The 21514-nt window shown below is 34.1% G+C and carries 25 protein-coding genes and 1 riboswitch; of the genes, 12 read left to right on the top strand and 13 right to left on the bottom strand.

The genetic code is table 11. From position 1 onward, the window contains the following. Nucleotides 1-176 precede the first annotated feature (176 nt). On the top strand, nt 177-800 hold the full coding sequence (locus J2Z81_RS02200) for an MBL fold metallo-hydrolase (protein ID WP_226370625.1): 624 nt from the start codon (nt 177-179) through the stop codon (nt 798-800). 97 nt (nt 801-897) lie between these two features. On the opposite strand, the gene J2Z81_RS02195 is transcribed toward J2Z81_RS02200, so the two are convergent. The 8 genes from J2Z81_RS02195 to comGA form a co-directional block, all read right to left on the bottom strand. Next, entirely contained in the window at nt 898-1140 is a 243-nt protein-coding gene (locus tag J2Z81_RS02195; protein ID WP_029271020.1) for a DUF2626 domain-containing protein, read from the bottom strand. A gap of 159 nt (nt 1141-1299) precedes the next feature. Then, on the bottom strand, nt 1300-1680 hold the full coding sequence (locus tag J2Z81_RS02190; RefSeq protein WP_226370624.1) for a competence type IV pilus minor pilin ComGG: 381 nt from the start codon (nt 1678-1680) through the stop codon (nt 1300-1302). Beyond that, nucleotides 1652-2095 carry a ComGF family competence protein gene (locus tag J2Z81_RS02185; RefSeq protein WP_226370623.1) on the bottom strand — a complete coding sequence of 148 codons (444 nt, stop codon included), beginning with the start codon at nt 2093-2095 and terminating at the stop codon, nt 1652-1654. Before J2Z81_RS02185 ends, J2Z81_RS02190 begins: the two co-directional genes overlap by 29 nt. After that, nucleotides 2058-2399: a prepilin-type N-terminal cleavage/methylation domain-containing protein gene (locus J2Z81_RS02180; RefSeq protein ID WP_226370622.1), complete on the bottom strand. Its 342-nt coding sequence runs from the start codon at nt 2397-2399 to the stop codon at nt 2058-2060. Before J2Z81_RS02180 ends, J2Z81_RS02185 begins: the two co-directional genes overlap by 38 nt. Next, nucleotides 2386-2829 (bottom strand): competence type IV pilus minor pilin ComGD, encoded by a 444-nt coding sequence (gene comGD / locus J2Z81_RS02175; RefSeq protein ID WP_226370621.1) that lies wholly within the window; start codon nt 2827-2829, stop codon nt 2386-2388. The genes J2Z81_RS02180 and comGD overlap by 14 nt, the downstream gene beginning before the upstream one ends. Then, nucleotides 2807-3109, bottom strand: a complete 303-nt coding sequence (gene comGC / locus J2Z81_RS02170) for a competence type IV pilus major pilin ComGC (protein ID WP_029271025.1) — start codon at nt 3107-3109, stop codon at nt 2807-2809. The genes comGD and comGC overlap by 23 nt, the downstream gene beginning before the upstream one ends. 12 nt (nt 3110-3121) lie before the next feature. Further along, complete coding sequence (gene comGB / locus J2Z81_RS02165) at nt 3122-4129, bottom strand: competence type IV pilus assembly protein ComGB (protein ID WP_226981198.1); 1008 nt, start codon at nt 4127-4129, stop codon at nt 3122-3124. A gap of 10 nt (nt 4130-4139) precedes the next feature. After that, a complete protein-coding gene (comGA, locus tag J2Z81_RS02160) occupies nt 4140-5153 on the bottom strand; it encodes a competence type IV pilus ATPase ComGA (protein WP_029271027.1) in 1014 nt (337 codons plus the stop codon). A 157-nt stretch (nt 5154-5310) separates the two neighbouring features. On the opposite strand from comGA, the gene J2Z81_RS02155 reads away from it, so the two are divergent. Continuing rightward, nucleotides 5311-5802, top strand: a complete 492-nt coding sequence (locus J2Z81_RS02155) for a shikimate kinase (protein ID WP_226370620.1) — start codon at nt 5311-5313, stop codon at nt 5800-5802. A 32-nt stretch (nt 5803-5834) separates the two neighbouring features. Then, entirely contained in the window at nt 5835-6044 is a 210-nt protein-coding gene (locus J2Z81_RS02150) for a YqzE family protein (protein ID WP_226981197.1), read from the top strand. Nucleotides 6045-6076: 32 nt separating this feature from the next. Here J2Z81_RS02150 and J2Z81_RS02145 read toward each other — a convergent pair whose 3' ends face one another. Continuing rightward, nucleotides 6077-6865, bottom strand: coding sequence for a YqhG family protein (locus tag J2Z81_RS02145; RefSeq protein ID WP_029266868.1), 789 nt, complete (start codon nt 6863-6865; stop codon nt 6077-6079). Continuing rightward, entirely contained in the window at nt 6852-8513 is a 1662-nt protein-coding gene (locus J2Z81_RS02140; protein WP_226370619.1) for a DEAD/DEAH box helicase, read from the bottom strand. Before J2Z81_RS02140 ends, J2Z81_RS02145 begins: the two co-directional genes overlap by 14 nt. Nucleotides 8514-8680: 167 nt before the next feature. Then, nucleotides 8681-8800: riboswitch (glycine riboswitch) on the top strand. A 166-nt stretch (nt 8801-8966) separates the two neighbouring features. Here J2Z81_RS02140 and gcvT point away from each other — a divergent pair. From gcvT to gcvPB, 3 genes are read left to right on the top strand one after another with little or no spacing between them, the layout of a single operon-like run. Further along, nucleotides 8967-10076: a glycine cleavage system aminomethyltransferase GcvT gene (gene gcvT / locus J2Z81_RS02135; RefSeq protein ID WP_226370618.1), complete on the top strand. Its 1110-nt coding sequence runs from the start codon at nt 8967-8969 to the stop codon at nt 10074-10076. A 15-nt stretch (nt 10077-10091) separates the two neighbouring features. Further along, complete coding sequence (gene gcvPA, locus J2Z81_RS02130; RefSeq protein WP_029266861.1) at nt 10092-11441, top strand: aminomethyl-transferring glycine dehydrogenase subunit GcvPA; 1350 nt, start codon at nt 10092-10094, stop codon at nt 11439-11441. Then, entirely contained in the window at nt 11434-12894 is a 1461-nt protein-coding gene (gene gcvPB, locus J2Z81_RS02125) for an aminomethyl-transferring glycine dehydrogenase subunit GcvPB (RefSeq protein ID WP_029266858.1), read from the top strand. The genes gcvPA and gcvPB overlap by 8 nt, the downstream gene beginning before the upstream one ends. A 77-nt stretch (nt 12895-12971) precedes the next feature. On the opposite strand, the gene J2Z81_RS02120 is transcribed toward gcvPB, so the two are convergent. Beyond that, nucleotides 12972-13340: a rhodanese-like domain-containing protein gene (locus J2Z81_RS02120; protein ID WP_029266856.1), complete on the bottom strand. Its 369-nt coding sequence runs from the start codon at nt 13338-13340 to the stop codon at nt 12972-12974. 324 nt (nt 13341-13664) lie between these two features. Here J2Z81_RS02120 and J2Z81_RS02115 point away from each other — a divergent pair, with 324 nt between their 5' ends. Further along, a complete protein-coding gene (locus J2Z81_RS02115; RefSeq protein ID WP_226370691.1) occupies nt 13665-16214 on the top strand; it encodes a vitamin B12-dependent ribonucleotide reductase in 2550 nt (849 codons plus the stop codon). Between the two features lie 109 nt (nt 16215-16323). On the opposite strand, the gene mntR is transcribed toward J2Z81_RS02115, so the two are convergent. Continuing rightward, the gene (gene mntR, locus J2Z81_RS02110) at nt 16324-16755 is read right to left on the bottom strand and encodes a transcriptional regulator MntR (RefSeq protein WP_029266852.1); all 432 of its coding nucleotides are present in this window, start codon (nt 16753-16755) and stop codon (nt 16324-16326) included. 203 nt (nt 16756-16958) lie between these two features. Here mntR and J2Z81_RS02105 point away from each other — a divergent pair, with 203 nt between their 5' ends. Next, nucleotides 16959-17849 carry a patatin-like phospholipase family protein gene (locus J2Z81_RS02105; protein WP_029266850.1) on the top strand — a complete coding sequence of 297 codons (891 nt, stop codon included), beginning with the start codon at nt 16959-16961 and terminating at the stop codon, nt 17847-17849. Between the two features lie 44 nt (nt 17850-17893). Here the strand turns inward: J2Z81_RS02105 and J2Z81_RS02100 are convergent, their stop codons facing one another. Next, nucleotides 17894-18274, bottom strand: coding sequence for an SA1362 family protein (locus tag J2Z81_RS02100; RefSeq protein ID WP_226370617.1), 381 nt, complete (start codon nt 18272-18274; stop codon nt 17894-17896). Nucleotides 18275-18641: 367 nt separating this feature from the next. Between J2Z81_RS02100 and J2Z81_RS02095 the strand changes: the two genes are divergently transcribed. The 4 genes from J2Z81_RS02095 to efp all read left to right on the top strand — a co-directional run bounded on the left by J2Z81_RS02095 (nt 18642) and on the right by efp (nt 21361). After that, nucleotides 18642-19151 carry a YqhR family membrane protein gene (locus J2Z81_RS02095; protein ID WP_226370616.1) on the top strand — a complete coding sequence of 170 codons (510 nt, stop codon included), beginning with the start codon at nt 18642-18644 and terminating at the stop codon, nt 19149-19151. A 94-nt stretch (nt 19152-19245) separates the two neighbouring features. Further along, a complete protein-coding gene (gene aroQ, locus J2Z81_RS02090; RefSeq protein ID WP_226370615.1) occupies nt 19246-19680 on the top strand; it encodes a type II 3-dehydroquinate dehydratase in 435 nt (144 codons plus the stop codon). A 39-nt stretch (nt 19681-19719) separates the two neighbouring features. Further along, nucleotides 19720-20781: a M24 family metallopeptidase gene (locus tag J2Z81_RS02085; RefSeq protein ID WP_029270018.1), complete on the top strand. Its 1062-nt coding sequence runs from the start codon at nt 19720-19722 to the stop codon at nt 20779-20781. 22 nt (nt 20782-20803) lie between these two features. Further along, nucleotides 20804-21361 (top strand): elongation factor P, encoded by a 558-nt coding sequence (gene efp, locus J2Z81_RS02080; RefSeq protein ID WP_029270019.1) that lies wholly within the window; start codon nt 20804-20806, stop codon nt 21359-21361. The last annotated feature ends 153 nt before the right edge of the window (nt 21362-21514 follow it).

The raw sequence follows: 21514 nt of genomic DNA, 5'->3' as shown, positions 1-21514 counted from the left end.
CTTATACTTCCTCCTTACGTCATATTCATTTGTAATTGTTTGATATAATACTGACATTTCTATATTATGTAACTAACCAGTTCTTATTTAATTTTATAGCATAATATTCAATTTGTCGAGTTTAATTAGGCTGATTTTGGTTTTTTAAGCAGAATTCTTATATGGAGGTTTTTATGATGCAAATTAAACAAATGTCTTTAGGTCCACTAGGAACAAACTGTTACATATTATATAATCAAAAAGAAGCTGTGATTATTGATCCGGGCGGGAATGCAAACCAAGTGACCTCTTTCCTAAAAGAAGAGGGATTAACTCCCCAAGCAATTTTACTAACACATGCTCATTTTGACCATATTGGTGCAGTAGATGAGCTTCGTTCCTACTTTAATATTGATGTTCATCTTCATGAAAACGAAGCTGATTGGCTCACAGATCCAAATTTAAATGGATCCCACCGATTTGTAGGTGCAGAAATAAGTACAAATCGCCCTGAACATTTCTTAACCCCCGGAATAATGGAATTTGCTTCATTAAAATTTGAAATAAAACATACACCTGGGCATTCCCCGGGAAGTGTTAGCTTTATCTTTCATAACGAGCAAAAGATTTTCAGTGGAGATGTATTGTTTCAGCAAGGGATTGGTCGAACTGACTTAATAGGAGGAAGCTTGGAGCAGCTTGAGAAAAGCATCAAAAATCAACTTTTTACGTTAGAGGATTCCTATACTGTATATCCAGGTCATGGACTAGAAACATCAATTGGATCAGAAAAAAGAAATAATCCATTTGTATCTGCTTAAGGATGTTTGCATCTCCCAAAAAAGAAAATAAATGAGTTTGCGAGTAAGTCCATAGAAAAAACCCTGCACATCATTTATGTAAGCAGGGTTTTTCTACTTAGTGTCCGAAACCAGGAACTAATATAAATTCCGAATACCAAGTAAAGCCTATAAAGAATACTGTTAAGTAAGCCCCGAACATATACATATACATACGTTCAGATAATTTCAAATAACTTAATGTTAGGAAAAATACCGTTTGGACTAGAAATAATAATGCCGTTTTATTCATGTCACCGACAAAAAACATTACTGTAAATATACCAGTCCAAAAGGCAAGTACACGAAACATACGATCCATGTTTCATCCTCCTTTAGGTAACCTTATCAAAGCTATTATAAACGAGTATGACATGATTGTAAATAAAACTTACCATACGGTTGCATATTTTTACCTTTATGGGAAAAATTATATTCTTGTGTGAGATATTTATGGTTATGTTTCCCGTAAATGTACTTATTATACTTTATCATCTTTAAACAGGGTGACATTATACTGGTTTTGGTTTTCAGTATTATTTGTCTTTATAAAAAACTGCGCCTGAATCTCTTGTTTACCTTTTATTGTATACGTTATTTCTACAGTACCATCAGGAAACATATATTCTATGGTATCTGTTTTATTTTCAAGACCATCAACATTTTCTTTGAATTTTGTATATCCCATTTGCATAAGTGTTTGGGTTTTTATCTGCTCGGTAAGTTTATAGGTAATTTGCACATCATTTTTATAAATTGTTACACTAGATGTGACTAAAATAAAAACTAAAGTTGTAATAAACATAACATACGGTAAAAAAAATCCATATTGATTAGTTATAAAAGCTGATTGTTTTCTCATAACGTTCTCCTTGCAAGTCTACAATAGTTACCTTAAATCCATAGGGAAGGGATTTAAGATTAAACTCTCTTATATCCCTTAAATAAATCTCATGTCCCTTGCCATCAACTTGACGCCGAATAAGATCTTTATACATTTCAATCGACGCAATAACGAACTCTTCATCCTCCTCCAAAACAAGTTCAACTGTATTATTGCTAACATGGCAACTTGCTGCATGAATAACGTCATTTTGTAAAAAATGAAAGAATTGATGTACAGCTATTTCATTATGGTTAGAAGAATAATTAGCCGAACTAATTATATAGGCTAATAATGGTATCGTGATAAGCAATACAGTAATTGTGAATAGCATGGAGAGAAAAGTAAATCCTCGTTCATTTTTCCAAAAGCCCATATATACATATTTTTTCATTTCTTTCCTTAACATTTTCCCATTCCGCACATCCCTTAATAAGTTTTTCCTTATATGAGAAGTGAAATTTGACAGGAGTTTCACTTATTGTTTTGATAAATGTTGAGGGCAGCGTTTTTTTCTTTTCCCATAAAAAAGGTTGTAGCTCATCATGTAATCGTGATGTGATTATTCGACGATCACTTAATATTTCTCTGTCTTTTAACAGAAGTGACGTGATTGGCACAGTCGTTGATACGATCGTAAAGATAATACTTGAGGCAACTAATACTTCGATCAAAGTAAATCCTTTATTGTTGTTCAATATAGCACCTCGCTTTACCTAATGGGAATATGATGTTGTATTTCGTATTTTTAGTTTTGAAAGAGATTGTACCAGGTTTACTGATGCTGCCATGCTTATTAAAAGTTAATTCTTTATTCGTACGAAAATCAATGATAGAACCAGCAGGAGTCTTTCGCCTAATAATTTCATCAGATACTCTGTTTAAAACTGAATAACCATCTTCTCTAAACTGCAAAACAATAGATCGATCAGGAGCTCCAACGGAGAAATTTTGAACATACATTACATCCGATTCAAATGTCTTTAGAAATTGTTTTTCCTGGTGCTTTTCGATACTTGAAATATGAAGCGGGGCGCTAAGTAGAATCAGTAGAGACCAAACTCCAAGGACAATAAGAATTTCCAATAATGTAAATCCATTTTGTTTATGGGCTTTTAACTTTACCATCCGCATAGCCTAGCTTTTTTTTGTTAGGGCAGGTTGTCTGGTCTTCAGTAATATAATTTGCTGATTTTAAAACATCTAAAGATAGAGGATAGTTTCCGTTATCAAGATAGTAGGCATCCACCTGAGCTTGAACTACTGATACTAAGGCGTCACACCCCTTATCATTAACCTCTTTACTCTTGCCCCCTAAATTTGGGACAATCAAGATAATTAAGACGGATATAATCATTAAAACGATTAACATCTCGATTAGTGTAAACCCTTTATTGTTTTTTAACATATAGACATCTCCTTATATCGAATTAATTAACTGAAACATAGGCCACATTAAAGTGACATATATAAAAATGATAAAGCTTGCTAAAATAATAAAAAATAGTGGTTGTATCAACGTGATCGCTTTAATAATTTTTCGCTGCAATTCCTCCGTTAACATTTCAGCGTAAATAGTTAAATCTTTTTCTAGAGCATCCATATTTGCATTTTTTTGAAATATAGTCGCTATTTGCTTATCTAGAAAGGAAAATTGAGATAGTAAACTAGAAATTGGATATCCCTTCGATAACTCCTCAATCATTAAATTAGAATAATGAGCAATAATTGGAAGTTTTTCTTGTTTTGCTAAATGATGAAGTATCTCCTTAATAGACATTCCTGTTTTTAGAAGCGTACTTATATGAGTAGCAAATAAGAAGGATGTTTGGAGTTTTAGAAATTTACGGTAAATTGGCAACGCATTATAAAATTTAATTTGTTTATCTATTTTAATTTTCCTTTTATTAAATTGCCAAAATAGGGCGCATGCAAAGACCATAAAACAGCATGCCATTACAAATATTCCTAAATAATCAATAATCATCATGGAAAGAATAACTGTTGAAGATGCAGCTGAACTTTCTTGAAAAAGATCAACGAAGGAGGGTAATACTGAGTTTTTTATAAAGTACAATAAGGTAGAAAAAATCAGCAGTAAAATAAGAGGATATCTTATCATTTGCTCGAATTTTTTCATGTATTTTACACGATGTGCATACATTTCAATACACTTATTTATGCTTGTTTGGAGGTCTCCATTGACTCTCACAAAAAATAAATAAGTGGTAATTGTAGGGTGAAATTTACTTTGTTCAAAAGCCTTATCAATCTTATAACCACTTTTTAATGAAGTCATTATTTCGGTTGCTATTTTAGCAAGTTGATTATCCCATTTCATGATTTCTAATGCTTCAATTAATGGATAACCATTCGCTAATAAGCGCGAAAGCATTCGAAGGAAGCGAAGCTGAACTTCATTTGGCAATTTCCTCCTTTTATGAATAGAGATATGTTTCTTTAGAAATAAAACCATAAGCATAAGCCTTTCTTCGTAAATGATGAAATGAATGAAAGTTATCCATTATTTGATGATCAACTCCGTTTAATATATCTTCTAATACATCTTCCTCTAGCAGTTCCAGAATAGCTGTTCGTTTTGTAGTTCCCCTCACTTGAATGGGTAATAACTCCAAAGCAGCAACAGCGATTAGTGATTGCTGTATATCCGACTTTTTAATTCCCATTTCGAGAAGTCTGTGTATAGTGCCTTGTGCATTTTTAGCATGCAACGTACTTAAAACAAGATGTCCAGTTAATGATGCGTTAAAAGCAAATTGTGCTGTTTGCTCATCACGAATTTCTCCTACCATAATAACATCAGGGTCATGTCTTAAAGCTGCTTTCAATCCTGTTTGATAGGTGATACCAGCTTTTTCGTTCACTTGAACTTGTAAAATATTATCCATATCTTTTTCAATCGGGTCTTCTAATGTAATTGTTTGAATCGACTTTTCCTGTAAAACCGTTTGCAATAAAGCATATAACGTAGTCGTTTTACCACTTCCCGTTGGTCCGGTAAATAAAATAATGCCAGCACGATTCGTCATCCATTTTTTCATTTTTTTTAATTGATAAGGAAACATGAAAAGTTGATCAAGTGTGAGGTCTTTTTCTTGAGGTAGAATTCGTATTGCTAAGCTTTCTATATTGTTGTTTACAGGTAAAGTTGACAAGCGAAGAGCAAACTTTTTTTGAGAAGCTGTTTGATGTATGATTGTTCCATTTTGTGGTTTTCTAATTTCACCTATATCCATTCCAGAAGAAAATTTATAATGCGTAAGTAAAAGTTGGTATTGACTAGTAAGGATTGTTTTGTGTAATATTCTTTTTCCGTGAATACGAAAGTAGATGTTTGTTTGATGAGGGAAAGGATAAAAATGAATATCTGATGCACGAGCTTGAAACGCAGATACGAGAAGCTTATTTGATAGTGTTGCTGCGGGATTCAATAAAGTCACCTCCTTTATTTAAATATGCAACAAATTAATTATTCGACCCTTTTTGACAAACTCCTTCTTTTTTTATAAATATTTTTAAAAATGTATAAATATTTTGTTTGCTGTATAATAAAAAGGAGTTTAGTTGTGGTAAGTAGGGGGATTAAAAATGACAACGATCTATTTAATTGGATTTATGGGAAGCGGCAAAAGTAGTATTGGAAAAAAATTAAGTGAAATGATGGACGTTACACAGGCAGATACGGATATATTTGTTGAAGAAAAACATCAAATGAGTATAGCTGATATTTTCAAAAATGATGGGGAGAGTGCCTTCCGTACTTATGAAACAGAAGCATTGAAGCAAATCACAGACAAAATAATTTCCACTGGGGGAGGGATAGTTGAAAAAGATGTAAATAGGAGCTTCATGAGAAAAAATGGATTTATTATTTATTTGCAAACATCCTTTGATACTATCGCTCGCAGGCTGCAAAATGATCAAGAAAGACCATTGTGGCAAAAAAACATGAGTGATCAGAAAAAAATGTATGAGAGAAGAGCAGAGATGTATAAATCATGCTGTGATTATATTGTAGTCACGGATAATAAATCGATCAATGAGATCGCAAAGGAAATAATTAATTTATTAAAATGCTGACACTAATTGAATAACCCACTCTTTTTTTGCGAATGATAATAAATAAAAGGGTGGGATTTACTATTTCAGGAAGCGATTACATTAAATATTTAACACAACAACTTACTATCTATATGAATTTGCCAGCAAACGAGAGAAAAAAAAGAAAAAGTGACCAAAAGCATGATCGACCCTTATACTCAAATCGATGGTTAGGCATGGTACCATTTGTCTTAAAAACACTATTAAAGAAGGCAAAATAGCAGATTAACCCGTTATATGGGGGCTTAACCTGCTATTTTTTTACAAGAAAATCATCTTTCAGATATACAATGCCGCCATTTATTACTTTATAGGTAATGCGCGGTTTATATCTGTTTGTAATTTCGTTTATTTCTTTCTCCAAATATTCCTCTTCTTGTGCATTATTGTAAAAATGATGTACCAATTGAACTTCCTCTTCCAATGTATCTATCGCCTCATTTGCCCATTGATGTGATTGATTGTTTATATAATCATCAATGATTGTTTCTATCCGTTTAAATCCGCTTTTGAGTTTTATGATAGGTGAAATTGTATAACAATAATTTGATATAGTCATATTCAAATTTATATTCTGAAGTATATTCATCATATCTGATTTCATCATACCGTTTACCAAATGGAGGCCGATTGAAAAAATTTCATCTTTTTTTTGTTTTCCTTCATAGCTAACTTTAATGTTGGTTATTAACCATGGAAATAAGGCAGTATTTTGTGTAGCATCTACCTTTTGAAAGAGCCTTGTAAATTGTTCCTTTTCTTTTAAGTGATTCAGAATTTGATGGAGCCGAGGGCTTCCAAAATGAATACGTTCTCCTTTTACATCTGTTTTATTTTGATTTGTCACTAAGGTTAACTTCATCGGCACTCCCTTATTCCCGGTAGCTTTTACATAATGCCAATAAAATGGACGATTCATAAGTGTTCGATCCATTTCTTCTGATAACTGCACCGTTAACGCTCCATCCTTAACGTCCTCTACCCCGCAGTGATGTGCCTTAAAATACGATTGTAAAAATTCATGTAAGTTAGTAATTTCCATAAGATTGCTCCTCCACATTTTTCATATTGGAGTTGTATTGTATAATTGACGAAAGATTGTTTAATTTAATTTTAGCTTCTCCTGTTGAAGATGATTCTGAAAAAATATCTTTGATTTCTGATTCTAAATCAGTGATATTTAATTCTGTTAAAATATCATCTAAGTTTCCAATTACCTGTTCAAATAAATTAATTTTTTCATACAGAAGGTTCATAATATGCTCTTCAATTGTTTCGCGCAGTGCAAAATTATATATATGCACGTTTTTTTCTTGGCCATAACGATGAATTCTTCCTATCCGTTGTTCAAGTCTCATAGGATTCCAAGGTAAATCATAATTTATTAAATGATTGCAAAATTGCAGGTTTATACCTTCTCCACCTGCTTCCGTTGCAATAAGAACTTGAGCATGATCTTTAAATAGTTGACGCATCCAATCTTTTTTTCCACGTTTAAACCCGCCTCGATAAGGTACGGATGTTATCCCGTGTTGATGTAGGTACCATTGAAGATAGTGCTGACTTGCTCGATATTCAGTAAAAATAATAACTTTCTCTCCATGAAACTGATTTATTAAGTCAACTACCTTTGCGGCCTTTGCATGATGTGGCAGTTGCGCAATCTTTTCTATAATTGGCTGCACAAATTCTTTTTTGCTTTCGTCTTTAGCTAAACTTTGTAAGGATAAATAACAGGCTTCTCTTGAAGAACATATCTCTCTTAAATAAGTTATTTTAGAAAATGTAGATAAAGGTCCTGTAATCGCATTTAAATCATCATAAACTGCTTTTTCTTCTTTACTAAAGTTGAGCCAGATTGTTTCGATCGTTCGTTTAGTAGTATTTAATTCAGTGCCTTTTCGTGTGTTACGTATCATTACTTTTTGGATCAATTTCTTTAAATATGCATCTTGGTGAATCTTTTTTCTGTTTTTACCATACTGTTCTAAAAATGATTCATAATTTCCTAAGTGACCTGGTTTTAGAATAGATACCAAATTGAATATTTCAACAAGACGATTCTGAACAGGTGTTGCAGTTAAAAGTAAACAATACTTCTTTTTCACGTCACGAACAAATGCATAATTTTTTGTTTTATGATTTTTAAGCTTATGTGCCTCATCAATTAATAAAAAATCATAATCTAAATCTAAAATCGATTCACGATGAGGGGGACGCTTTGCTGTATCAATTGATGAAATAATAATATTACACTGCTCCCATGAATAATTTTTTCTATGTGCCACAGCTGGGATAAAAAACTTTTCATTCAGTTCAGTAACCCACTGATTTACTAAGGAAGCAGGCACTAATATAAGAGCTTTTTTTACCAAACCTCTTATCATATATTCTTTTAAAATTAATCCAGCTTCAATCGTCTTTCCTAATCCAACCTCATCGGCTAAAATTGCCCTTCCGTTCATTTGTTCGATAGCTTGTTTAGCTGACTCAATTTGATGAGGCATAAACTCCATATGCGGGAGGTATTCCAGAGCCCTTAAACCATTGAATTCTGGAGTTATCGTTGTTAGTTCCGCCTGATATGCCATTTGAAAGAGATCCCAGTTTGAAAAAGGACCTTCTTTCTCTAAAGTTGTCTCCAAATCATCTATAAAAGTAAAATCTTTTTGAATATGAATTTGCTCCATAATATACTCCCTTATCAATAGAAATAATTACTTTTGCTAAAATCAAAAAAATCGATTATTTAATATGATTTTTTTGTTTTATGTGGTATAATGCACTTGAAAACAGATTTCAATGATTGATACATAGTATAACCAACTATTTCTTTTTTCATAAAGTAAATAAGCGAATGAATACAAGGGGAGAGCTTACTGTCAGGAATTCATTTAATTTTTCCAACATTCTTACAGTAACGCCGAAGGAGCAAGCAATTAGCGAATCTCTCAGGTAAAAAGACTCTTGTAGGACGCGGTCTCTGGAGAGTGTTCACATTGTGTGGACCACCCACGAAGCAAATGTTTGTTTTGAGTCTTCTGTTTTCAAGACAAATGTGCAACTTTCTGGTTGAAGGACAGAGGTTTCCTGTATTATCAGTGAAATCTCTATTTTTTTATGTCAAAAAAGGAGTGGATAAAATGAGTGAATTAAAGCGAACCCCTTTATACCCTGAATATGAAAAATCTGGGGCAAAGACAATTGACTTTGGCGGATGGGATTTACCTGTTCAATTTTCAGGTATAAAACACGAACATAATGTCACACGAACAAAAGCAGGATTGTTTGATGTATCTCATATGGGAGAGATAGCGATTAAAGGCCCAAAAAGTTTAGATTTCCTGCAAAAAGTTGTAACAAATGATGTTTCTAAACTAGTGCCGAAACGTGCCCAGTACACTTTTATGTGTTATGAGGACGGGGGTACTGTGGACGATTTTCTTATTTATATGTTAGAAGAAAATAACTATTTACTAGTTGTTAATGCAGCAAACACAGAAAAAGATTATGACTGGCTAATCAAACAAAATAACTATAATAATGACGAGTTGATTATTGAAGATGTATCTAAGAACTATGTTCAGTTAGCTTTACAAGGTCCAAAAGCTGAAGAAATCCTGCAAACTTTAACTGATACAAATTTAAGTGAAATTAAGTTTTTCCGCTTTGAAAATCCTGTTTATTTTTCTTCTTTGGAAGCAGGAGCAATTGTTTCACGTACTGGTTATACAGGTGAAGATGGATTTGAGATTTATATTGATCAACATAGCGGCCGTGATTTCTGGAACTTAATCTTACAAGCTGGAAAAGATAAAGGATTAGAACCAATAGGATTAGGTGCAAGAGATACACTACGATTTGAAGTAAATTTACCTTTATATGGTCAGGAACTTTCAAGGGATATTTCCCCAATAGAAGCTGGGTTGAAATTTGCAGTAAAAGTAAATAAACCAGTCGATTTTATAGGAAAAGAAGCGTTGAAAAAACAAATAGAAGAAGGGACAAATCGAAAGCTGATTGGGATTGAAATGATTGATAAAGGTATCCCTCGTACTGGATATGAGGTCTACTATAATAATGAAAAAATAGGTTACATTACATCTGGAACCCAATCACCTTCCTTGCAAAAAAATATTGGATTAGCTTTAGTAAATTCTGAATTTACTGAAGAGGGGACAGAACTTGTTGTTCAAGTACGTAAGCGAAAATTAAAAGCCGTTGTCATTAAAACACCTTTTTATAAGAAATAGGGGGAGGATTTTAGTATGGATTTCCGATATTTACCAATGACCGAAACAGATAAAAAAGAGATGTTAGAAACAGTAGGCGTACAATCAACTGATGAGTTATTTTCTGATATTCCAGAGGATGTTCGTTTCAACGGGGAATTAAATTTAAAACAGCCAACTAGTGAAGCTGAGCTTAAAAATGAACTTACAGCAATGGCAAATAAAAATACGAATGTAAAACAATATACTTCTTTCTTAGGGGCTGGAGTTTACGATCACTTTATTCCTTCTGTAGTTGATCATGTTATTTCAAGATCCGAATTTTACACAGCTTATACACCATATCAACCAGAAGTGTCTCAAGGGGAATTGCAAGCAATCTTTGAATTTCAAACGATGATTTCTGAATTAACCGGCATGCCTATTTCTAACTCTTCTATGTATGATGGCGGCACAGCACTTGCTGAAGCTGTAAATCTGAGTGCAGCACAAACGCGTAAAAAGAAAATCCTTGTATCTAAGACCGTCCACCCAGAATCAAGGGCTGTAATTGAAACCTATTCGAAAGGGCCAAACCTCGAAATTGTTGAAATTGATCATAATAATGGTAAAACTGATTTAAACCAACTTGAAAAAGAATTAGATGAAGATACAGCTAGTGTCGTCATTCAATATCCGAATTTTTTCGGACAAATCGAATCGCTAGATAAGGTAAACGAACTAATTCAAAACCAAAAGAAAACGATGTTTATTGTTTCTAGTAATCCATTGGCTTTAGGTTATTTAACACCTCCAGGGGAGTTTGGTGCAGATATTGTAGTTGGTGACACCCAGGTATTTGGTATACCTGCGCAATTTGGAGGCCCTCATTGCGGTTATTTTGCCACAACAAAAAAATTAATGCGAAAAGTTCCAGGGAGACTAATCGGTCAAACTACAGATGAAGACGGGGTAAGAGGCTTTGTTTTAACCTTACAGGCCAGAGAACAGCATATTCGAAGAGATAAAGCAACTTCCAATATTTGTTCCAATCAAGCATTAAATGCATTAGCAAGTTCCGTAGCAATGAGTTCTTTAGGTAAACATGGTGTGAAAAAAATGGCTGTACTAAACATGCAAAAAGCTCGATATATGAAACAAAGACTAGAAGAATCCTCTATTTCAGTTGTTTCTGAAGGACCTTTTTTTAATGAATTTGTTATCAAACTATCGAACTCTGTTTCAGCTACAAATGATAAATTACTGGATAAAGGAATCATTGGCGGCTATGATCTAGGACTCGTTTATCCGGATTTAGAAAATCATATGTTAGTTGCTGTAACTGAAATTCGCACAAAAGAGGAAATTGACACTTTTGTTAAAGAATTGGGGGATATCAATGGCTAAAAAGGATTTTCCATTAATTTTTGAACGTAGTAAAGAAGGCAGAACCAGTTATAATTTACCCGAATTAGATTTTCCTGCATTTGATTTGGAGGAGGAACTTGATGAGACATATATTCGAAAGACTGCTCCAGAACTGCCTGAAGTGAGCGAACTAGAAATTATGCGTCATTATACAGGCCTTTCAAATCGTAATTTCGGAATTGATTCTGGGTTTTATCCATTAGGGTCCTGTACAATGAAATACAACCCAAAAATCAACGAAGATGTCGCTCGCTTAGAGGGGTTTAGTCAAATTCACCCGCACCAGGATCCAAAAACGGTGCAAGGTGCATTAGAAATGATGTATGATTTACAGACTTCACTAAAAGAAATTACTAATATGCATGAAGTCTCACTACAACCGGCTGCAGGGGCACAAGCTGAATGGACAGCATTAATGATGATTCGTGCCTTTCACGAAGCAAACGGTGATTACAATCGAACAAAAGTTATTGTTCCTGATTCTGCTCATGGAACAAACCCGGCATCTGCATCAGTAGCAGGGTTCGATGCTGTTACAGTTAAATCCAATGAACAGGGGTTAGTGGATTTAGAAGACTTAAAGCGTGTCGTTGACGAGGATACAGCAGCTTTAATGCTTACGAATCCAAACACACTTGGCTTATTTGAAACTGAAATTGTAGAAATGGCTAAAATTGTACATGATGCAGGAGGCAAACTATATTATGATGGCGCGAACATAAATGCTATTATGGGTTATGCGCGCCCAGGAGATATGGGATTTGATGCTGTACATTTAAACTTGCATAAAACATTTACCGGTCCGCATGGCGGCGGTGGTCCTGGTTCAGGTCCGGTTGGAGTTTCTGAAGAATTGGCTCCATTCTTACCAAAACCATTGCTTGTAAAAAAAGATGATTTCTATTCTTTTGATTACGACAGACCTCAATCAATTGGTAGGGTAAAACCATATTATGGAAATTTCGGTATTAATTTGAGGGCTTATACGTATATACGCACGATGGGTGCTGAAGGCCTTAAAAAGGTAAGTGAGTATGCTGTGCTAAACGCAAATTATATGATGCGCAAGTTGGAAAAAGAATATGACCTGCCATTTACCCAGCATTGTAAACATGAATTTGTTTTATCTGGTAAAAAACAGAAAAAATTGGGGGTACGTACGTTAGATATAGCGAAGCGACTGCTAGATTATGGCTATCATCCTCCAACCATCTATTTCCCATTGAACGTGGAAGAAGCACTTATGGTTGAGCCTACAGAAACAGAATCTAAAGAGACATTAGATGGTTTCATCGATACGATGTTGTCTATTTCAGAAGAAGTCGAAAAGGAGCCTGAATTAGTTCAAGAAGCCCCTCATAATACAATTGTTAAACGAATGGACGAAACTACAGCAGCAAGAAAACCTGTTTTGCGCTATTATGAAGAGTAATATTATAAAAAAGAACGACTCAGACGGTCTGGTCTTAAGTGTCTGAGTCGTTCTTTTCTATATCTAAAATGGTATTTTTAATTTTTTATTTTTCCTGTCCATTTTTTAAAGCCGCCTTTTAATTGATTGATATCTTGATATCCTTTTTTATGAAGGAGTTGAGCTGCTCTCGCCGATCTAGTAGTACCTTGGCAATATAGATAAACAGGTTTATCTGGCCGTATTTCCACAAGTCGTTGACGCATTTGAGTAACGGGTATATTTCTTGCTCCAAGAATGTGTCCTTTCTCAAACTCTTGCGGCTCTCTTACATCAATTAATTGCGCTTTTCGATATCCTTTTCGAAATTGTTCTTCAGTTAAAGTTTTCAAAAATGTGCCTTGTCGAAAGTATCGAAATATACCTATTGCAAGTAAAACAACAAGGACTAAAATAACATATTTCATAATAATTCCACCGTCTTTCTCTTTTCTACTAACTCTATTATAGGAGGTATATGTTATATTTTCAAAGTATTTTCTCTCCCAGATTTAATAAGATACGAAATAAAATATTGTACTTATAAAAGAGTGTCGAACAATGTCTAATATGTTTACATATAAACAGTAAATTGAACTCTTTCCACCAATACTATATATGGTATTTCTAATTCATTTGTGCACAATATATTGTTTTAATATTTTTTAATATGGTATGGTGTTAGTAACACAATAAACCAAAATCTAATTTACTTTTGAAAATGAAAAGGAGCGATCATATTGTCGTCTACTATGGGGACAAATAAACAGATCGATGTACAAAAACTTAATGAAGATATTAAATTGTTTCCACAAGTCTATCCGATAACACAAGATATGAAGCTAACATATAAGGGAGTTTCTAGATTAGTGATGCTTGATCGGTATTCCTTTACAGATATTGAACAGAAAACATTAAAAAAAGGGGATTTTGTTGTATTAACAGTTAAGTCAGACCCATCATTTCCAACTCGCGGAACGGGTTTTATCCAGTCGATTGATTGGGAAAATAAACAAGCGGATATAGCAGTAGATCAAGACTTTTTGTCTGCATTAGATAGTGAAGAAGAAATAAACAAAGGTGTCGTAACTAGAACGCTAGATGTCATTGATAAACCATTAGAAATTTTTTATGAACAAATCGCTCGACGAAATGCAGCTGATTTATCAAAGGTAGAGCAAACCAAAGAGAATCAAGGAGAGTGGTTTAATAAGTTTATTCAAGAACTAACCAGTTTAAACTTTATTCCAGCAGGTAGAGTATTGTATGGGGCTGGTTCAAAAAAAGATGTAACCTATTTTAATTGCTACGTTATGCCTTACATTCAAGATTCGCGTGAGGGTATTTCCGATCACAGGAAACAAGTCATGGAGATTATGAGTCGAGGTGGCGGTGTTGGTACAAATGGTTCAACATTAAGACCGAGAAACACATTAGCAAGGGGGGTAAACGGAAAATCATCCGGTTCAGTATCATGGTTAGATGACCTTGCTAAATTAACGCATTTAGTTGAACAGGGTGGGTCACGACGTGGCGCGCAAATGATAATGCTAGTCGATTCACATCCTGATATCATCGAATTTATTATTTCAAAAATGCAAAATCCAAGAATTCTTCGCTATTTAATCGAAAATACAGAAGATGAACAAATAAAAAAGCTGGCTAAAGAAAAACTAAAATTTACCCCTTTAACAGAAACAGAAATTGAATTATACCAAGGAGTCGTGAACTATAAAAACATGTCGGGTCTTGGGGGCTTTACACAAGCAGCTATAAAAGAAGCGGAAGAAAAACTTCTTACTGGTGGCACATATTCAGTAAATAACCCTGAATTTTTAACAGGAGCTAATATCTCTGTTTGCTTAACAAGAGAACTAATGGAAGCTATTGAAAACGATGATATGTATGAGCTACGGTTTCCTGATGTAGAAAATTATACAGACGAGGAAATGAAAGCATACAATGATAATTGGCATTATATTGGAGATGTTCGGCAATGGGAAAAGATGGGGTATGGTGTTCGCGTATACCGTAGAATAAGAGCAAAAGACTTATGGAACTTAATTAATATATGCGCAACTTACTCGGCTGAACCAGGTATTTTCTTTATAGATAATGCGAATGACATGACTAATGCTAAGGCCTACAAAGACCAAGTAATTGCTACTAATCCATGTGGTGAGCAACCTTTAGCACCGTATTCTGTTTGTAATTTAGCCGCAGTTAATTTAGCAGAAATGGCAAATAAAGCTAAAAAAACAGTAAACTTTAACAAATTAAAAGAAACCGTCCAAATTGGAGTACGGATGCAAGATAATGTTATTGATGCAACACCATATTTCTTAGAAGAAAATAAAAAACAGGCACTTGGTGAGCGCAGAATAGGGCTTGGAGTAATGGGGTTACATGACTTACTTATCTATTGTGAGACGGTGTATGGTTCATCGAAAGGTAACCAATTAATCAATCAAATTTTTGAAGTTATAGCTACAACTGCTTATAGAACATCTATTGAACTTGCTAAAGAGAAAGGGAGCTTTCCATTTTTAATTGGAAAATCAGATGTGGAAACGCAAAAATTAAGAGAAGCCTTTATAAATACGGGATATATGAAACAAATGCCAAAAGATATAAGAGAAGATATCTTAAAATACGGCATCCGTAACTCACATTTGTTAACAGTTGCTCCAACCGGATCTACCGGTACAATGACAGGGGTTAGTACAGGATTGGAACCATACTTTTCTTTTTCGTACTATCGAAGTGGACGACTTGGTAAATTTATCGAAGTTAAAGCAGGTATCGTGCAGGAATTTTTAGAAACAAATCCAGATGTTAATCCAAAGAACTTACCAGATTGGTTTATTTCTGCAATGGATTTAACTCCTGAAGCACACGCGGACACACAATGTGTCATTCAGCGCTGGGTCGATAGTTCTATATCGAAAACCGTTAATGCACCAAAAGGCTATACGGTTGACCAAGTTGATAAGGTATACCGGAGGCTATATAAATGCGGAGCGAAAGGTGGTACAGTTTATGTCGACGGTAGTAGGGATTCTCAAGTTTTAACATTAAAAGCTGAAGAAAATTTGCATGATAAATCAGAGGAGCAATCCAAAAATAGTTCTAAACCTAAGACTGTTTCTATGGATACCATGCAAAAGCTGAAGAAAATGAATGTTACAATAGGTTCTAAAATCGGTGACAGATGCCCGGTTTGTCGTGAAGGAATCGTCGCAGATATTGGCGGCTGCAACACATGTACAACCTGTGGTGCTCAACTTCAATGTGGTTTATAATAGAAAAGAGCTATACGGTAATTAGCTCTTTTCTATTTGGGATATGTTTAGATTTTTATTTTTAAAGTAATATTTTAAGTGTGATAATTAAAATGGAAGTCAAAATCAATTAGGATAATTTCTCTTTATTTTCTTTTAATTGTTGTTGCTTTAAATCTTTAATACGGCTTTTGTCGGATTTAAAGTAATTTACTAAATCCCCAATTCGATCAATGGATTCCCAACTTAAATGATGCTCTATTCCTTCTACATCATCATATATTTTTTCCTCATTTACACCAATTATTTCAAGAAACTCTTCTAATAATTCATGTCTAAAAACGAGTCGCTCTCCAATTTTCTTTCCTTTCGATGTTAAAACAAAGCCACGATACTTTTCATAGTTTAAATAATTGTCTTTATCAAGTTTTTGTACCATTTTTGTGACAGAAGACGGGTGCACCATTAGCGCTTCTGCTAGATCAGATACACGTGCGTAACCCTTTGTTTCAATTAAATTGTATATTTGTTCTATGTAATCTTCCATACTAGGTGTTGGCATATTAATTCTCCTCATTTCAAGAATATTTTTTAGTTTATGCAACTTTGTTTCTTTATTTGATCATACATGAAATAGCCTAGTTACACAAGTGAAACTCAAATCAACTACTCTTTTTATCCTTTTTACAAAAGTAAATTCTAAATAAGTTCTAAAATTAAAGGTAAATGATTAAAAATGTACAAAGGAAATATAAGGAGAGGGTTATGAAAATTGATGGGGTGTTTTCAGGCGGGGGAGTTAAGGCGTATAGTTTTATTGGGGCATTACAAAGTTTAGAAGATAAAAAGGTAACTCTAGAACGAGTAGCAGGGACGTCAGCAGGGGCTATTATAGCATCATTCATTGCAGCTGGATATCACCTTGAGGAAATCAATAAAATTATGAAAGAGTTAGATTTAAAACAGTTTTTAGACCCTCCCAGTCTCAGTACCTTTGTTCCATTTAGTAAGTGGTTTTTTTTATATTTTCAAATGGGACTTTATAAAGGCAATACATTTGAAAGCTGGATCCATGAAAAACTGGCATCTAAAAACATCTATACTTTCAGCGATATACAAAGTGGTTATCTTAAGGTCGTTGTAAGTGATATTACATTGGGAAAGTTGGTGGTGCTGCCAGATGATCTGCAAAGAATCTATGGGATTGATCCCAACTTCTTCCCGATTTCAAAAGCAGTAAGGATGAGTGCAGGTTTTCCTTATTTTTTCATGCCAAAAAAACTACCTGGAAAAAATAAGACAAAAAGTTTAATTGTTGACGGAGGCCTATTAAGCAATTTCCCATTATGGATTTTCGAAAATAAAAATCATACTCCAATGCGGCCGATTATTGGTGTTAAATTAAGTGAGTCTATGGAAAAAATGAAGCCAAGACATATTAAAACTGCCTTAGATATGTTGCATGCTCTTTTTTCCACCATGAAACAGGCTCATGATACAAGGTATGTTTCTAAATCAAAACAGAATAACATTATTTTTATTCCAGTTGATCACATTGAAGCAACTGATTTTGATATTAGTGAAAAAATAAAGCATGAATTAATTGAAACTGGAAAATATCATGCAGATCAGTTTTTAATGTATTGGCCAAGGTAGTTTTAGACAAGTGAGCATAAAAGAATCAATAAAAACGAGCTATCTCAATTAGAAGCTCGTTTTTTCTTCTTGGATTTATTCCCTTCAATTACACGCAGATGACTAGCTCGTCTTGAAGGTTTTTTCTTCACTTGCAATGATTGTAGATTCTTTCTTGTCGAAGTCTTTATATTTGGATTGCGGCGTTGTTTATATTTTGCTTTTGATTGTTTTACAGCTTTTTTGTATTTTTTCATATCATTAGATGGGGCTCGATTTCTAAGAAAAAGAAAATAGATCGCAGCAAAAACAGCTACACCAATCCCGATCATCAAAAATAGATTAGCCAAAAAACTTGTTGCATTCGAGTAGAGTTGAGTAACTACCCCTATTAAAGCTAAACCAATAATAATATAAACTAGAAAGGTTAACTTATTTCGTGCCATCAGAAGGCCTCCTCCCATAAATTAAAGGATTTTATCCTTTTATTACTTATATACCACTTTTAACAACCTTTATAGCATCACTTTCTGAAACTTTTATGAAAAATAATGACATCTCCCTTTATGACGATTGTCAACTACTAAGATTATTCCCTTTTTATCCTAAAATATTCAAATATAACCTTATTTTGTTCATAAAGATTTAATGGATTGTTTTTTTGTTATACTTTGGGTCCTCAATGCTATTTTACAAGATACCTGTCAATATAACTAGATATAAATATCCACTTTAGTAATATTTACATTAAAATCAAGGAGTCGTTCATGACTGATTTAAAGGCAATTGGTAACAATAAGAATGGAGGTGTTTATGGTGACGGAAAAAAATAATGAACAAGATTATCAAAAAAGCCCGATATCTGTTTTAGGAAAAGCCTTGATAAATGGATTTTTCGGCGGAATATTTTGGAGTATCATTGGGGTAGTGATGTATTATTTTAATTTTGCTGAGGTCGCTCCAAAGACTTTTTTATTACGTTCATGGACTAAGGCTCAGTGGACAACTGGTTGGTTAGGTGAGGTTGTATCCATATTTATGGTAGGTGTTCTTTCCATTTTGGTCGCTGTCATATACTACGGGTTATTTAAAAAGATTAATTCCATGTGGATCGGTGTTGTTTATGGATTAATCGTTTGGGGAATCGTCTTTTATATATTGGAGCCCATATTTTCAACAGTTCCCGAGCTCACTGAATTTAACCAAGATACAATTGTATCTACAATCTGCTTATTTATATTATATGGATTATTTATTGGTTATTCCATCTCCTTTGATTATTACGAAATGTTGATTCGGCTACAACAAAAAAAGAAAACGTAAGAGAGAAGCTATATTTTTCTGTCAACATTACCAATTTATGATAAACTGATAACTACTGTTGGTTCTGATTCATAAACAAAGAGGAATGATAAATATGAAGAAGCTTTTATTACTAAATGGACCAAATATAAATGTGCTTGGTATGCGCGAAAAAGATGTTTATGGAGAATTTTCTTTAAAAGACATCGAAAATGAACTAAAAGAACTTCTAAACGACTATTATTACGAACTGGACTGTTTTCAATCCAATCATGAAGGAGATTTAATTGACTGTCTCCATAAAGCTAATGGTAAATATGAAGGGATTATTTTTAACCCAGCTGCATACACACATACAAGTATTGCTCTCCACGATGCAATCAAAGCAATTAAGACTCCTGTTATTGAAGTCCATATTTCTAACATTTACAATCGAGAGGAGTTTCGCCGTACTTCAATGCTCGCCCCTGCCTGTATTGGCCAAATTTCAGGTATGGGGATAAATAGTTATCGGCTTGCAGCATTAGCTTTTATACATGATACTAAGTAATTGGTGCATAAATAATTAGATAGAAGGAGATGAAAAAGATTGGGGAAACTAACAAAATTAAGAAATTTATTAGAAGAAAACCAGCTAGATGCTATGATAATAACAAGTCCAATTAACAGAAGGTACATAACGGGATTTACCGGGACCGCAGGCGTTGCTATTGTCAGTAAAAATGACAGCAGATTCATCACAGATTTTCGTTACATAGAACAAGCATCGGAACAAGCTTCTAGCTTTACCATCGTAGAACATAAGAAAGCGATCGAACATGAAATTAAAAATCAACTACAAGAGTTAAAAGTAACAAAGGTCGGTTTTGAAAAAGAAAACCTTACGTATTCGAAATACGAACGCTTTAAAAAACTATTCGATGTTGATTTAGTACCTGTTAGCGGCATTGTTGAGCAAATTCGTTTAATTAAAACGAAAGACGAACTTGCAATCTTAAAAAAAGCAGCTGAAATAGCTGATGCAGCATTTGATCATATTCAAAGCTATATTAAACCAGGGGCAAAAGAAATAGATATTTCCAATGAATTAGAATTTTTCATGCGTAAGCAAGGTGCAACCTCATCAAGTTTTGATATTATAGTTGCTTCCGGTGAAAGATCTGCGTTGCCGCATGGTGTAGCTTCTTCTAAAGAAATTCAACACGGGGAGCTAGTAACCCTGGATTATGGTGCATTATACCAGGGCTATTGTTCAGATATGACAAGAACAATAGCAGTTGGAGATATTAACAGTGAATTAAGAACGATCTATGAAACTGTATTAGAGGCACAATTAAGAGGTGTTCAAGGAATTAAACCTGGAATGACTGGGATAGAAGCAGATGCTTTAACAAGGAATTATATTTCTAAAAAGGGATATGGCGAAAACTTTGGACATTCAACCGGACATGGGATAGGGCTGGAAGTACACGAAGGACCCGCCTTATCCAAACGTTCAGATGTAAAATTATCTCCAGGAATGGTTGTTACTGTTGAACCCGGCATATATGTTCCAGGGGTTGGAGGATGTAGAATAGAAGACGACCTTATTATTACAGAAACAGGTAATGAACGTTTAACCTATGCACCTAAAGATTTAATACAATTATAATTGAAACAGGAGGAACATAAATATGATTTCAGTAAACGATTTTAAAACTGGATTAACAATTGAAGTAGATAACAGTATTTGGCAAGTAATGGAATTCCAACATGTAAAACCTGGAAAAGGGGCTGCATTTGTTCGTTCAAAACTTCGTAATTTAAGAAATGGAAATATTCAAGAGAAAACATTCCGTGCAGGTGAGAAAGTAAACCGAGCCCATATTGAAAATAGAAAAATGCAATATTTATATGCTTCTGGCGATGTTCATGCATTTATGGATACAAATACGTATGAACAAATTGAAATGCAAACAAGCCAATTGGAGCGGGAACTAAATTTTATTAAAGAAAATATGGAAGTAACAGTTATGACATATGAAGGTGAAGTAATTGGTATTGATTTACCAAATAATGTGGAATTAGAAGTCATCGAAACAGAACCAGGTATAAAAGGGGACACAGCAAGCGGTGGCTCAAAACCTGCTAAATTAGAAACCGGACTTACGGTCCAAGTACCTTTTTTTATCAACCAGGGAGATGTGCTGGTTATCAATACATCTGATGGCAAATACGCATCACGCGCATAGTTTTATTTTAATTAATATAGAGCAATTCATTATCAGAGTAGTCCATGATGGACTGCTCTTTTTTTAGTGCGCCCAGCATGGGCTATAACTTGGTGGTGAAAGTCCACTACAGGCTTGGCAGTAGGAACTGTTAGCTGAAAGCAAGGGTGTCCA

The sequence above is a fragment of the Virgibacillus alimentarius genome, from assembly GCF_017874635.1.
GTDB lineage: Bacteria > Bacillota > Bacilli > Bacillales > Amphibacillaceae > Virgibacillus_B > Virgibacillus_B alimentarius.
The sequence above is the reverse complement of the archived record's forward strand: the minus strand, read 5'-3'. Positions and strand labels throughout refer to the sequence as shown.

Excerpts from the sequence above, each read along its gene's own strand:
- comGC (WP_029271025.1), bottom strand. The coding sequence starts at position 3,109 with ATGTTAAAAAACAATAAAGGGTTTACACTAATCGAGATGTTAATCGTT.
- J2Z81_RS02115 (WP_226370691.1), top strand. The coding sequence starts at position 13,665 with ATGGGGACAAATAAACAGATCGATGTACAAAAACTTAATGAAGATATT.
- aroQ (WP_226370615.1), top strand. The coding sequence starts at position 19,246 with ATGAAGAAGCTTTTATTACTAAATGGACCAAATATAAATGTGCTTGGT.
- J2Z81_RS02155 (WP_226370620.1), top strand. The coding sequence starts at position 5,311 with ATGACAACGATCTATTTAATTGGATTTATGGGAAGCGGCAAAAGTAGT.
- J2Z81_RS02100 (WP_226370617.1), bottom strand. The coding sequence starts at position 18,274 with ATGGCACGAAATAAGTTAACCTTTCTAGTTTATATTATTATTGGTTTA.
- J2Z81_RS02150 (WP_226981197.1), top strand. The coding sequence starts at position 5,835 with ATGATAATAAATAAAAGGGTGGGATTTACTATTTCAGGAAGCGATTAC.
- J2Z81_RS02185 (WP_226370623.1), bottom strand. The coding sequence starts at position 2,095 with ATGAAAAAATATGTATATATGGGCTTTTGGAAAAATGAACGAGGATTT.
- J2Z81_RS02105 (WP_029266850.1), top strand. The coding sequence starts at position 16,959 with ATGAAAATTGATGGGGTGTTTTCAGGCGGGGGAGTTAAGGCGTATAGT.
- comGD (WP_226370621.1), bottom strand. The coding sequence starts at position 2,829 with ATGGTAAAGTTAAAAGCCCATAAACAAAATGGATTTACATTATTGGAA.
- efp (WP_029270019.1), top strand. The coding sequence starts at position 20,804 with ATGATTTCAGTAAACGATTTTAAAACTGGATTAACAATTGAAGTAGAT.
- J2Z81_RS02140 (WP_226370619.1), bottom strand. The coding sequence starts at position 8,513 with ATGGAGCAAATTCATATTCAAAAAGATTTTACTTTTATAGATGATTTG.
- J2Z81_RS02095 (WP_226370616.1), top strand. The coding sequence starts at position 18,642 with ATGGTGACGGAAAAAAATAATGAACAAGATTATCAAAAAAGCCCGATA.
- J2Z81_RS02120 (WP_029266856.1), bottom strand. The coding sequence starts at position 13,340 with ATGAAATATGTTATTTTAGTCCTTGTTGTTTTACTTGCAATAGGTATA.
- gcvT (WP_226370618.1), top strand. The coding sequence starts at position 8,967 with ATGAGTGAATTAAAGCGAACCCCTTTATACCCTGAATATGAAAAATCT.
- J2Z81_RS02195 (WP_029271020.1), bottom strand. The coding sequence starts at position 1,140 with ATGGATCGTATGTTTCGTGTACTTGCCTTTTGGACTGGTATATTTACA.
- mntR (WP_029266852.1), bottom strand. The coding sequence starts at position 16,755 with ATGCCAACACCTAGTATGGAAGATTACATAGAACAAATATACAATTTA.
- J2Z81_RS02200 (WP_226370625.1), top strand. The coding sequence starts at position 177 with ATGCAAATTAAACAAATGTCTTTAGGTCCACTAGGAACAAACTGTTAC.
- gcvPB (WP_029266858.1), top strand. The coding sequence starts at position 11,434 with ATGGCTAAAAAGGATTTTCCATTAATTTTTGAACGTAGTAAAGAAGGC.
- J2Z81_RS02145 (WP_029266868.1), bottom strand. The coding sequence starts at position 6,865 with ATGGAAATTACTAACTTACATGAATTTTTACAATCGTATTTTAAGGCA.
- gcvPA (WP_029266861.1), top strand. The coding sequence starts at position 10,092 with ATGGATTTCCGATATTTACCAATGACCGAAACAGATAAAAAAGAGATG.
- J2Z81_RS02190 (WP_226370624.1), bottom strand. The coding sequence starts at position 1,680 with ATGAGAAAACAATCAGCTTTTATAACTAATCAATATGGATTTTTTTTA.